This is a genomic window from Nonomuraea sp. NPDC003754 (genome assembly GCF_053605785.1).
Map to the genome: position 1 here is coordinate 128,913 of NZ_JBSGJX010000024.1, position 11,614 is coordinate 140,526.

Sequence of the window (11,614 nt, forward strand, 5' to 3'; positions counted from 1 at the left end):
CATGGTGAGATTGACGCAATTCGCCCAGGGCGGTGGCTGTGCGTGCAAGATCCCGGCCGGTGAGCTGGAGGAGGTGCTGACCGGGTTCGGCGTGACGCCCACCGATCCGCTCGGCGAACTGGTCGTCGGCCTGGAGACCGGCGACGACGCCGCGGTCGTCAGGATCGAGGGCGGCACGGCGGTCGTGAGCACCGCCGACTTCTTCACCCCCGTGGTCGACGACCCCTACGACTGGGGGCGGATCGCGGCGGCCAACGCGCTCTCGGACGTGTACGCCATGGGCGGGCGTCCCGTGGTGGCGCTCAACCTGCTGTGCTGGCCGCGCGAGCGCCTGCCGTACGAGCTGGCCAGGGAGGTGCTGCGCGGCGGTGCGGAGGTCGCCGCGCGGGCCGGCTGCCATCTGGCGGGCGGGCACAGCGTGACCGACGTCGAGCCCAAGTACGGCATGGCCGTGACCGGGCTGGCCGACCCCGACCGGCTGATGCGCAACGACGCGGGCAAGGCCGGCGCGCCGCTGTCGCTGACCAAGCCGCTCGGTCTCGGCGTGCTCAACAACCGGCACAAGGCCACGGGCGAGGTGTTCGCCGAGGCGGTCGAGATCATGACGACGCTCAACGCCGAGGCCTCGCGGGCGGCGCTCGACGCGGGCGTCACCTGCGCCACCGACGTGACCGGGTTCGGGCTGCTGGGACACCTGTTCAAGATGGCCAGGGCGTCGGGGCTGAGCGCGGTCGTCGACGCCGCCGCCGTACCGGTGCTGGCGGGCGCGCGGGAGGCGGTCCGCGACGGGTACGTGCCGGGCGGGTCGCGGCGCAACCTGGAGTGGGTGGCCCCGCGTCTCGACGCGGGCACGGCCGCGGAGGAGACGCTTTTGCTGCTGGCCGACGCGCAGACCTCAGGCGGGCTGCTGGTCGCGGGAGAGATCCCGGGCGCCCCCGTGATCGGCGAATTGGTGGAGGCGGGAGACGCCACGATCATGATCCGCTAGGGTGCTGAGTGGAGGCGACCAGGTGCCTGGTGGCCCTCCCGGTCTTCAAAACCGGTGGCGCCGAGTATCTCGGCGCGGCGGGTTCGATTCCCGTCCGCCTCCGCCAACCCCTCCCCCTTCCTGTGGAGCGTCGTGAGCATCGACGATCTGCTGCTGCGTGCCCGTACCGGGCTTGCGCGGCTGACCCCCGAGCAGGCATGGGCGTTGACCCGCGCCGGCGACGGCCTGCTCGCCGACACCCGTCCGGAGTGGCAGCGGCGCAGGGACGGCGAGGCTCCGGGCGCCATCGTGATCGAGCGCAACCACCTGGAGTGGCGGCTCGACCCGCGAAGCGCGGCCCGCATCCCCGAGGCCGCCTTACCCGGCCTGCGGTGGATCGTGCTGTGCGACGAGGGCTACTCCTCCACCCTCGCCGCCGCGAGCCTGCGCGAGATCGGGTTGTCCCTGGCCACCGACGTGATCGGGGGCTTCCAGGCGTGGATCGAGGCGGGACTGCCGGTCCGCCGCCCCGTCGTGCCGGTCAGGCCGAGGGGCCCCGGCGAGGGCCCGGTGCCGGTCCGGTGAGCCGCGAGCACAGACAGCCACCGCCCGGCGCGGGGCGAAAGGCCGAGGAAAGGTCGAGGAAAGCACCCTGTCCCACGATCAGCGACATGAACGTTGATCAGGTTCGCGAAGTCGGACCGGAATGAACCACGCATCGGTCGGCGTGCTGGGGGCCGCCGGACTGATCCGCGACGACGTGGTGCTCACGCCGTCCGCCCCGTTGCTGCGGGCGTTGCTCGGCCTGCTGGCAGTCTCGGCGGGAACGCCGGTGCCGTCGGCCGAGATCATCAGGGTCGTGTGGCAGGACCAGCCGCCCCGCGACCCCAAGGGCGCCCTCCATCTGGCCGTCTGCAGGCTGCGCGCCTGGCTGAGCGCGTCGGGCGAGACCCGGCTGCGTGTGGTCACCGGCTCGGACGGTTACCACCTCGACCTGGACGGCGGACGCACCGATCTGGAGGTGTTCCGCCACGAGGTCGCCAGGACGGACGCGACGAGCGAGACGCTCACGGCCGCACTCGCGCTGTGGCGCGGGCGCCCCTTCGCCAACGTTCCCGAACGGCGCGCCGACAGCCGCATCATCGAGTCGTTGCTGGCCGAGCAGGACACCGTCACCAGGCGCGCGGCCAGGACGGCGCTCGACGAGGGGCGGCCACAGCTGGCCATCGACCTGGTGGAACGGCTGTGCCGGGCCGACTCGCTGGACGAGGAGGCGCACGCGATCCTGATCGACGGGCTGGTCGCCACCGGACAGCAGGGGGCCGCGGCGGTGACGTTCGACCGGATCAGGCGGCGCCTGGCGGTGGAGCTCGGCATCGAGCCCGGCATGCTGTTACGCCAGTCCCACCTGCGCGCCCTCACCGGAAGCGACCCGCCGGACGGGACCCAGGGCAGGAGCGGCGGCACGGGTGAGACCGCCCGCCCGGCGGACGGGCACCACAGAGAAGACGGGGACCGCGGGGACCACGGGGACAGCGGGGGACACGGGGAGGACGAGGATCAGGGCCCAGGGGCACGGGCCCGGCTCGTCGGCAGGGAGCGCGACCACGCGGGGCTGGCCGCCCTCGTACGCCGGCGGCGGCTGGTCACCGTGATCGGCCCGCCGGGGATCGGCAAGTCACGGCTGTGCGCGGAGCTGGCCGTGCGGGTGTCCGGTCACTTTCCCTGCGGCGTACGGCTCGCACGGCCGCACGAGCCGCTGGCACCGCCCCCTGGCGCGGGGCCCGCGCTGCTCGTCGCCGACGGCTGCGACGAGCGGATGGGTGAGGTGCGCGCCGCCGTCGAGCGGCTGACGACGGCCAGACCCGACCTCACCGTCCTGGTCACGGCGCGACGGCCCCTCGGCGTGTCGGGTGAGGTCATCTGGAGCCTGGGGCCGCTGGAGGCCGAGGCGGCCGAGCGACTGCTGCGGGCCAGGGCCGCCGAGGCCGTACCGGGACTGGACTTCGGCCCCGACGACCTGCCGTGGCTGCGTCGGCTGGGCGCGCTGGCCGACGGGGTGCCCGCCGTCATCGAGAGCCTGGCCTCGCTGACGCGTGCCTTTCCGCTGCGGGTGCTGGCCGAGCAGGCCGAGCACGACCTGGGCGCGCTCATCGACGACGTGAACCCGGCCGCGGCCCGCTTCGCCGAAGGGCTCGACCAGCTCTGGCAGGGACTGTCGAGCCTGCAACGGGTGCTGCTGCTCAGGGTGGCCGCCTTTCCCGGCGACTTCGGGCTCCCCTGTGCGATGGGCGAGTGCGCCGAACCGCCGCTGGACGCCGCGAGCGTGCCGGGGGTGCTGGCCGCGCTGGTGGACCGTGGCTGCGTGCTGCCGTTCGAGAGCGCCACTGGCCGCCGCTACCGGCTGCTCGTTCCCGTGCGCGCGATGGTGCTGCGCCGCTACCGGCAGAAGATCGGCAGGCTCTCGATGGCGCGCCTGCCCGCCCGCGCCTGGTGAGCGCCGCCGCCGCGCGGCGCCCGCCGCTCTGCGTGATGAGGGTGCGACGACCCGGACCGGGAGGTGCCGAGCACGCGAGAACGCGACGGCACCCGGACCCGGAGGCCACCACCCCACGGGAGAGTCGCGACGGCACCCGGACCCGGAGGCCACCATCCCACGCGAGAGCGCGGCGGCACCAGGGAGGTGGCCGCTCGCCCTCGCGCGGGCGGCGGCCTCGCCGCGCTCACGGCGGGCGATCATCGGCCCGATGCCCGGGTGCGGGCGAGGCCCGTCGATCAGCGCCTCGACCGGCGAACCCGAATCGGTCAGCCGCAGTGACCCCACGGGCTCAGCGACTGGAAGCGCTGGCCGCCGGGCGCGTCGGAGGCGACACCGCCGAACTGGACGCACTTGCCCGCCGCCTGGACCCGGACCGGGCCCGCGTAGGTGGTGAAGTCGCCGCCGTTGCGGTAGATGGTGCTCGACCCCTGTACCTGGATCCGCGCCTCGGTGTAGGTGCGCACGCCCACGTTGGCGTTCTTCCAGGTGACCACGCAGTTGTAGCCGTTGCCGCCGTTGTAGAGCAGGTAGACCGTCGCCCAGAGCCTGGGGGTGGAGATCGGGATCGAGTCGATGATCCGGTAGCCGGTGCCGCACACGCTCTCGGGCGTCGCCGCGGCGACGACGCCGGCGGAGGACTGGCCGGCGGGCGCGGTGTCGGCGGCGGCGGGGGCGGTGTGCAGCAGCAACGCGGCCAGCGCCGCGGGCGCCAGGACTCGCGAGATTCTGGGCATGGGGTTCACGCACCTTCCGGGACGGTGGCCGCGTGTCGGCCGTCGCCGTTGACGATCTTGCGCGGCACCGGGACGGGTCAAGATCCCCGAACCGGACGATCGGCGCATCGACCGACATGGACAGGCACCGGAAATGGCACAGAAAGCCGACGAGGGCGCACTTTCCTTGCCCGGCTCCTGCCGCCCGGCCGGTACAGCAGGCGTTGTGGCCGGAGGTCGCCGGGACCGTACGACCGGCCGGGGCCGGACGGGCGGGCCGTCCCGATGGCCGGGGACCTCCTGGGTGCTCATCGTGGTGGCCGCTGCACAGACGGTGGACCTGGGGACGTCGAACCCCTCGGGACAGCGCTCCTCGATCACGATATTCATCGACAAATCATCGACAGGCTGTAAGCGGGTGAATGCCCTCAATTACATCCTGATCGGATAAGCTCCACGCGTGCTGCCCACAATCGCCGACGTCCTGGCCCTGGAGACCGTTCGCAGGGGCAACCCCCGCGTGGTCGCGGGCGCGGACCGGCTCGACAGCAAGGTGCGGTGGGTGCACGTCGGCGAGATCGCCGACATCGCACACCTGTTGCGTGGCGGCGAGCTGGTCCTCACCACGGGGGTCGCCCTGCCCGAGGACCCCGAGAAGCTGGCCGCCTACATCGGCGAGCTGTCCGCGGTCGGCGCGGCGGGCCTGGTCGTGGAGCTGGGCCGCAGGTTCGTGCGCGAGCTTCCCCGCGCGGTGGTCAAGGCGGCCGAGGACCACGGCTTCCCCTTGATCGTGCTGGCCCGCGAGACGCCGTTCGTGCAGATCACCGAGTCGGTGCACGCCAGGATCATCGACATCCAGCTGGAGGAGCTGCGCGCCTCCGAGCAGCTGCACGAGGTATTCACCGAGCTGTCGGTCGAGGGCGCCTCGCCCGCCGAGGTCCTGGCCCAGGTTGCCAGGCTGTCCGGCCGGCCGGTGCTGCTGGAGAACCTCGCCCACCAGGTGCTGGCCTGCGAGTCGGCGGGCCGCGACACGGGCGCGCTGCTGGCCGGCTGGGAGACCAGGTCACGCGCGGTCTCCCCGCAGGACCGCACCGCCTACGACCCCGCCGCCGGCTGGCTGGTGACCACGGTCGGCGCCCGCGGGCAGGACTGGGGACGGCTCATCCTCATCTGTGACGCGCAGCCGGGCCCGCGCGAGATGGTGCTGGCCGAGCGCGCCGCCACCACCCTGGCGCTGGGCAGGTTACTGGAACGCCATCAGGAGTCCCTCGAACGGCAGGCGCACGGCACGATCATCACCGGCATCCTCACCCACGCCTACGCCGACCCCGAGGAGGCCGCCGCCCGCGCCCGCGCTGTCGGCGTGCCGCTCACCGGACGCAAGCTCGTCAGCGTTGTCCTGCGCCTCGTCGAGCCCTTCGACCAGGCGATCGACGGCCAGGCGCAGCTCGGCGAGCTGGCCGAGGCCACCGCGGCCGTCTGCCGCGACGCCAAGCTGCCCGCGCTCGTGGGCGCGCTCGACCAGGACCGCGTCGGCGTGCTGCTTCCGCTGCCGCCCCGCACGGCGGTCGAGCCCGCCCTGACCGCGCTCGCCGAGCGGCTGCGCGCCCTGTGGAAGCCGGGCTCGGCGTTCGTGCTCGCCGCGGGCTCGGCGGTGGAGTCCATCCGCGACGTACGGCGCAGCTTCCTCGAGGCCGAGCAGGTCGCCGACGTGGCGGTCCGCCAGCCGGACGGCCGGGCCTACTACCGCCTGCCCGACCTGCGCCTGCGCGGCCTGCTCCACCTGCTGCGCGACGACGCGAGGATCCAGACGTTCGCCGAGCGCGAGCTCGGCCCGCTGCTGGCGCACGACGCCCAGCGCGGCGGCGACCTCACCCGGATCCTGCGCATCTACCTGGACGCCGGCCGCAACAAGGCGGTCGCCGCCCAGAAGGCGCACCTGTCGCGCCCGGCCTTCTACGACCGGTTGCGCCGCCTCGAGCGCATCCTCGACACCGACCTGGACGACGTCGAGTCGTGCCTCTCGCTCCACGTGGCCCTGCTGGCCCTCGAATCCTTCCGTAGGGAGAACCGTTGATCCGCGTCATGCACGTCGCCGACGTCCCGCTCGACCCCGACCCGCTCGACCCCGCGCAGATCGTCTCCGGCACGCCCGTCACCTCGGTGGCCGAGCTGGACGAGGGGCGCGGCATCTGGGAGATCACCCCCGGCGTGGTGACCGACGTGGAGCGCGACGAGATCTTCGTGGTCCTGTCGGGCCGGGCCACGATCGACGTCGAGGGCGGCGAGAGCGTCGAGGTCGGCCCAGGCGACGTCTGCCTCCTGCCCGAGGGGGCGAAGACCACCTGGACCGTCCACGAGACGCTGCGCAAGGTCTACCAGGCGCACTGACCGCTAGAAGCCCATCGCCTTCCGCACCTCCTCCAGCGTCTCGACGGCCCGCTCCCTCGCGCGCGCGTTCCCCTCGCCCAGCACCTGGCGCGCATCAGCCACGTCCACGGCGTTCCTGCGCGCCCGGATCGGGCGGAGGAACTCGTTGACCGCCTCGGTCAGCACCCGCTTCAGCTGTGCCGCGCCGCCGTACCCGATCTCCTCGGCGATCTCGCCGGGGGCGCGGCCGAGGCAGAGGCCCGCCAGCCGCAGGAGGTTGGCGACCTCAGGGCGCCCCTCAGGGTCGTAGGTGATGTGGCGGTCGGAGTCGGTGCGGGCCGCGCGGATCAGCGCCGCGGTCTGGTCCTCGGTGTCCTTCAGCGCGATCGCGTTGCCTCTCGACTTGCTCATCTTGCCGCCGTCCAGGCCGTTGAGCAGCGGCGCGGCGCCCATCATCGCCTCGGGCACGGGAAAGACCGGGCCGTAGCGCTCGTTGAAGCGGCGCGCGACCAGCCTGGTCACCTCGACGTGGGGCAGCTGGTCCTTGCCGACGGGCACGAGCGTGCCCTTGCAGAACAGGATGTCGGCGGCCTGGTGGACGGGATAGGTGAACATCAGGCCGCTGACCGCGCTCTGCGAGCTGTGCGCGATCTCGTCCTTCACCGTCGGGTTCCGCTGCAGCTCCGCCATGCTGACCAGCGACAGGAACGGCAACAGCAGCTGGTTCAGCTCGGGGACGGCGCTGTGCTGGAAGATCGTCACCTTGCGGGGGTCGAGGCCGACGGCGAGATAGTCGAGAAGGAGATCGTCGATGTTGGCCTGGATCGCACCCGGCAGGTCCCTGTCGGTGATCACCTGATAGTCGGCGACCAGCACGAACATCTCGTGCACGTCCTGCAGCTTCACCCGGTTGGCCAGCGTGCCGAAATAGTGCCCGAGATGGAGCGCGCCGGTCGGCCTGTCACCTGTTAGTACGGTGTGGTGCATTTTGGGTCCTTTCTGAGAAAGCGTCCCCAGACACCACGAAAGGCCGCCCGAGGACGGCCCTTGCGCATACGGAGGTCAGTGGCCGTCGAACGGCCGCCACCACATGCTGATAGTCATGACCCCATTATAGGGCGCAAGCCGTACCGGCCCCAGGTGCCGCACGGCTTGCGCCCGGTCCGGTCACCCGCGGTGATCCCGCGTCACTGCGGCATGGATCGTCTCGTCCGCGCAGATGTACAGGTCCCACCGGCGGGGACGCGCCACGAACGCGCCGAGGACGAACCCCAGCACCACGCTCGCGATGATCACAAGGAGGATGCTCAGCCCCATGTCGGCTGCCTCTCGGGATGGTGTGCCGCGCGAAACCTTGATGTGCGGCCTACCGAAAGGTAACGCCGAGTGGTCACTTTCCGCAGCCGAATCCGGCATTGTCGTGTCAATTGGATAACTGTCTTCAACTGATTCGCGTGTTTCGCCCCCTCCCCGTAGTTGATCTCGCCAGGATGGACCGGCTTGTCTTTGATCTACGGGGAGTTTTCATGTCTCGACGCGCCATCGTCGGCCTGGCCATGGCCGCCGCTCTCACGGTCACCTCCGCGGTGCCCGTCATCGCACAGGAGGTATCGGCGCCCTTCCCCTCGGCGAGATTCCCCCTCGGCGAACGCGGCGTTCCGACGAAGACGCAGAAGACCGTGACCAGCGGCATCGACCTGTACGGCGTCTCGACCGGCACCGCAGGCGACGGCTACACCGTCACCGTGCTCATGCCGAACGGCCGCGACTACGGCACCCGCGAGAACGCCGAAGCCAAGGCCGCCGAGGTCGAAGCCGCCGGGCAGACCGCCAGCGTCCAGAAGGTCATCAGGCCAGCGGTGTCCGACGACCCCGCGGAGGAGATCTACATGGTCCGCGTGGGCCTGTGGCCCTTCAAGGACAAGGCCAAGGCCGACAAGGCCGCCAAGGAGCTGTCCGACGCGGGCGTCAAGGCCCGCGCCGACTACCTCGGCGACGACGGCGTGAAGACCACCGGCCCGTGGGAGATGCAGGTCCTGACCATCGACCCGCGCGGCTTCCGCGGCTCCTACGCCGCCAGCCTCGGCACCAGCGTCGCCAAGCGCGAGACCACCTCGTCGATGGCCAAGGCGCAGAAGGCGATCGCCGCCGTCAACGGCGGCTTCTTCAACATCCACACCTCTCCCGCCCTGCGCGGCGAGCCCGTCGGCATCTCCGTGGTCCGCGGCCGCCTGCTCAGCGAAGCCGTCCCCGGCCGCTCCGCCCTCATCCTCAAGGGGCGCACGGCCCGCATCACCGAGCTCAAGACCAGCGTCGTGGCCGTCTCCCAGGACGGCCAACGCCTCGACGTCAACGGCGTCAACCGGCTGCCCGCCGCCAACGAGCTGGTCCTCTACACCGAGGAGTACGGCGTCAAGACCCCCGCCGACGGCGGCGCCGAGGCCGTCATCGACGCCTCCGGCAAGGTCACCGCGCTGCGCCAGGCCGGCGGTGCCGTACCGGCCGGGGCGCGGATCCTGCACGGCACGGGCACCGCGGCCGACTGGCTGTGGGAGCACGCGTGGGAGAGCTGGACGGTCACCGTCGACACCCAGGTGATCGACGAGCGCACCGGACGCAGGATCGTGCTCACGCCTGACGTGAGCGTCATCGGCGGCGGCGTCGGCCTCATCCGCAACGGCCGCATCAGGGTCACGGCCAAGCGCGACGGCCACGACTCGGTCAACATGATCCTGCGCCGGCACCCGCGCACGCTCGCCGGCGTCACCCGCTCGGGCGGCCTGGTCCTGGCCACGGTCGACGGGCGCAAGCCGGGCATCACGGTCGGCGCGAACATGATCGAGGCGGCGCAGCTGATGAAGTGGCTGGGCGCCGTCCAGGCGATCAACCTCGACGGCGGCGGGTCCACGGCGATGGTGGTGGGCGGCAAGGTCGTCAACAAGCCGTCGGACGGCAGGGAACGCCCGGTCGGAGACGCGCTCCTGATCCTCCCGTAACACCCGGGACGACGGCTCCTGCACCGCCCCGCGGCACGGGAGGACGCACCTGGCCGCAGCCCGCGTCCTTCCGTGACCCGAAACCGACCGGTCGCCGACCGCGCCCTCGGGCGGGGGCTGGGCGAAGGTTCGCAGGGACCGGAGCCCGCACCCGTCCGTGACCCGGGACCGAACGGTCGCCGACCGCGTCCTCAGGCGGTGCGGTGCGGTGCGGAGGCCCATGGCAACCGGAGCCCGCGTCCTCGGGCGGGGCTGCTCGAAGGTTCACAGGGACCCGAGCCCGCACCCGTCCGTGACCCGAGACCGAACGGTCGCCGACCGCGTCCTCGGGCGGCGCGGTGCGGTGCGGAGGCCCATGGCAACCGGAGCCCGCGTCCTCACGTGCACCGGGAGATCCACGCGGTCGAGATACCGCATGCTGTCTCGGGAGGCTGTCCGGCTCCTGCTGACCATGGGAAGACCCACGCCTCCGTGATGGGGGCGCGGGCCTTCCGTCCGGTCTGGCCGTCCTCCGTGATGGGGCGCGGGCCGTGCGGCCGTCAGTGCCGGGCGTTCTTCGCGTCCGTGATGAATGCCCCCACGTAGGGGTGAGCCGGGTACAGCTTCCGGACGCGGCGGAAGCCGTCCAGCGCCTCCTCGTAGTGCCCGGCGAAGTAGTCCTCCAGCGCAGCGCTGTAGACCCGCGACGTCTCCGAGACGACGGGCGTCACCCCCGCGGCCCGCAACCGCTTCTTGATGACGCTCACCGGCAGCACGAACGTGGCGGCCTCGGTGAGCTCCCCGTCCAGCGTCGTCGCCACCGCGATGGTCATCCCGACCACCCGGCCGTCCTTGTCGAACACGGGACCTCCCGAGTTGCCCGGGTACGCCGGCGCCTGCACCTGCAGGTACGGCACGCCCCGCGCGCTGGTGCGCCTGACGTTGTAGGCGCCCTCGGTCACCGACGGGTACAGCTTCGACCGGCGGTCCAGGGCCGCGCTGGCCAGCGTGATGACGGGGAAGCCGCTGAGGTAGACGTAGTCGCCCACCCTGACGTCGCCGTCGCGGCCCAGCGGCACGGTCGGCAGGGCGCGGGCCCCCGCCATCTTCACCAGCGCGAAATCCTCACCCGGCCAGTCGTCTCCCTTGGTGACCAGGTTGAGCGGCTGCGCGGTGATCCTGCCCCTGCCGTCGTGCATCGTGACGCTGAGCTGTTTCCTGACACGCAGTACCCGCATCGTGTTGCGCTCGTAGGCGGTGAACATCTTCCGGGCGAGCTTCGCCATTCCGTCATCGGGCTGCGCGAGACCGGAGACGCTCTTGAGGAAGCCGCGCACCTCACCGTTGACGACCGGAGGCAGCGTCTTGTCGGCGAACCCCTGCCGTAGCTCGGCCTTCCCGGTGCTGACACAGTGCGCGCCGGTCACCATGTAGCCGTCGGGCGTGATCCACCAGCCGGTGCAGACGCTGTCGACCGACGCGGCGACCTTCCGCACGGCCTTGCCGGGCCGGAGGTATCTGCCGACGTCCTGCGCCGCCGTCCTGAGCACCCATTTGACCTGGCTCTGGTGGTCGGCGGGAATCCGGCCCGCCTTCGCGTGCCGCTCGGCCTTCGTCATGAGCGCCTCGAAGGCCTTCGTCGGAACCGGCTCGGGGAACGCGACCGTCGCGACGTAGGACATCGAGATCTGCTGGACCGCCGGGTTCGTCTGCGCGGTCAGCCTCGTGCCGGCCGCGACGTCCCTGGGTTCGGGTTCGGCGAGCGCGCTTCCCTGCAGCGCGGTCATGCCGACCAGTGCCAGCCCCACGGCTGCCGTTGTTACCAGTGATGTGCGCATTCGTCCCGCCCCTCGGTTGCTCTCGAGAGGAGGGTGCGGTGAGACGCTGGCGAGCGGCTTTCAGCCCGGTTTCGCCCGCCTTGCGAACCTCCATCGTGGGGCGACGCCGACACCTGCCCGGAAAAGCAGAAAGGGCCACCCCAACCGGGATGGCCCTTACTGTAAAGATTGCGCGGCGGCGACCTACTCTCCCACACCCCTTCGAGTGCAGT

At 71.8% G+C, this 11,614-nt stretch carries 10 protein-coding genes and 1 tRNA gene; 7 read left to right on the forward strand and 4 right to left on the reverse strand.

The window, feature by feature from the left end:
- Position 1 precedes the first annotated feature (1 nt).
- From selD to ACWEVS_RS27765, 4 genes are all read left to right on the forward strand, one after another.
- The gene (selD, locus tag ACWEVS_RS27750) at positions 2 to 988 is read left to right on the forward strand and encodes a selenide, water dikinase SelD (RefSeq protein WP_449929109.1); all 987 of its coding nucleotides are present in this window, start codon (positions 2 to 4) and stop codon (positions 986 to 988) included.
- A 10-nt stretch (positions 989 to 998) separates the two neighbouring features.
- Positions 999 to 1,094: transfer RNA gene (locus ACWEVS_RS27755), tRNA-Sec, on the forward strand.
- 26 nt (positions 1,095 to 1,120) lie between these two features.
- Positions 1,121 to 1,552 carry a rhodanese-like domain-containing protein gene (locus ACWEVS_RS27760; RefSeq protein ID WP_354922959.1) on the forward strand — a complete coding sequence of 144 codons (432 nt, stop codon included), beginning with the start codon at positions 1,121 to 1,123 and terminating at the stop codon, positions 1,550 to 1,552.
- A gap of 121 nt (positions 1,553 to 1,673) precedes the next feature.
- Positions 1,674 to 3,464, forward strand: coding sequence for a BTAD domain-containing putative transcriptional regulator (locus ACWEVS_RS27765; protein WP_452553986.1), 1,791 nt, complete (start codon positions 1,674 to 1,676; stop codon positions 3,462 to 3,464).
- A 308-nt stretch (positions 3,465 to 3,772) separates the two neighbouring features.
- Here the strand turns inward: ACWEVS_RS27765 and ACWEVS_RS27770 are convergent, their stop codons facing one another.
- Positions 3,773 to 4,240, reverse strand: a complete 468-nt coding sequence (locus tag ACWEVS_RS27770) for a spore-associated protein A (protein WP_449929105.1) — start codon at positions 4,238 to 4,240, stop codon at positions 3,773 to 3,775.
- A gap of 439 nt (positions 4,241 to 4,679) precedes the next feature.
- On the opposite strand from ACWEVS_RS27770, the gene ACWEVS_RS27775 reads away from it, so the two are divergent.
- Positions 4,680 to 6,296: a PucR family transcriptional regulator gene (locus ACWEVS_RS27775; RefSeq protein WP_449929103.1), complete on the forward strand. Its 1,617-nt coding sequence runs from the start codon at positions 4,680 to 4,682 to the stop codon at positions 6,294 to 6,296.
- Positions 6,293 to 6,610: a cupin domain-containing protein gene (locus tag ACWEVS_RS27780; RefSeq protein WP_354922948.1), complete on the forward strand. Its 318-nt coding sequence runs from the start codon at positions 6,293 to 6,295 to the stop codon at positions 6,608 to 6,610. The genes ACWEVS_RS27775 and ACWEVS_RS27780 overlap by 4 nt, the downstream gene beginning before the upstream one ends.
- Positions 6,611 to 6,613: 3 nt before the next feature.
- Here the strand turns inward: ACWEVS_RS27780 and trpS are convergent, their stop codons facing one another.
- Both trpS and ACWEVS_RS27790 read right to left on the reverse strand, forming a co-directional pair.
- Positions 6,614 to 7,576 carry a tryptophan--tRNA ligase gene (trpS, locus tag ACWEVS_RS27785; protein ID WP_452418618.1) on the reverse strand — a complete coding sequence of 321 codons (963 nt, stop codon included), beginning with the start codon at positions 7,574 to 7,576 and terminating at the stop codon, positions 6,614 to 6,616.
- A gap of 180 nt (positions 7,577 to 7,756) precedes the next feature.
- Complete coding sequence (locus ACWEVS_RS27790; RefSeq protein WP_354922942.1) at positions 7,757 to 7,906, reverse strand: hypothetical protein; 150 nt, start codon at positions 7,904 to 7,906, stop codon at positions 7,757 to 7,759.
- Between the two features lie 209 nt (positions 7,907 to 8,115).
- Here ACWEVS_RS27790 and ACWEVS_RS27795 point away from each other — a divergent pair, with 209 nt between their 5' ends.
- Complete coding sequence (locus ACWEVS_RS27795; RefSeq protein ID WP_354922939.1) at positions 8,116 to 9,585, forward strand: phosphodiester glycosidase family protein; 1,470 nt, start codon at positions 8,116 to 8,118, stop codon at positions 9,583 to 9,585.
- A 539-nt stretch (positions 9,586 to 10,124) separates the two neighbouring features.
- Here the strand turns inward: ACWEVS_RS27795 and ACWEVS_RS27800 are convergent.
- Positions 10,125 to 11,372 carry a trypsin-like peptidase domain-containing protein gene (locus tag ACWEVS_RS27800; protein ID WP_449929098.1) on the reverse strand — a complete coding sequence of 416 codons (1,248 nt, stop codon included), beginning with the start codon at positions 11,370 to 11,372 and terminating at the stop codon, positions 10,125 to 10,127.
- Between the last annotated feature and the right edge of the window lie 242 nt (positions 11,373 to 11,614).

Bases quoted from the DNA above. Each gene is read 5' to 3' on its own strand.
- trpS (WP_452418618.1), bottom strand. From the start codon at position 7,576: ATGCACCACACCGTACTAACAGGTGACAGGCCGACCGGCGCGCTCCAT.
- ACWEVS_RS27795 (WP_354922939.1), top strand. From the start codon at position 8,116: ATGTCTCGACGCGCCATCGTCGGCCTGGCCATGGCCGCCGCTCTCACG.
- selD (WP_449929109.1), top strand. From the start codon at position 2: ATGGTGAGATTGACGCAATTCGCCCAGGGCGGTGGCTGTGCGTGCAAG.
- ACWEVS_RS27765 (WP_452553986.1), top strand. From the start codon at position 1,674: ATGAACCACGCATCGGTCGGCGTGCTGGGGGCCGCCGGACTGATCCGC.
- ACWEVS_RS27790 (WP_354922942.1), bottom strand. From the start codon at position 7,906: ATGGGGCTGAGCATCCTCCTTGTGATCATCGCGAGCGTGGTGCTGGGG.
- ACWEVS_RS27770 (WP_449929105.1), bottom strand. From the start codon at position 4,240: ATGCCCAGAATCTCGCGAGTCCTGGCGCCCGCGGCGCTGGCCGCGTTG.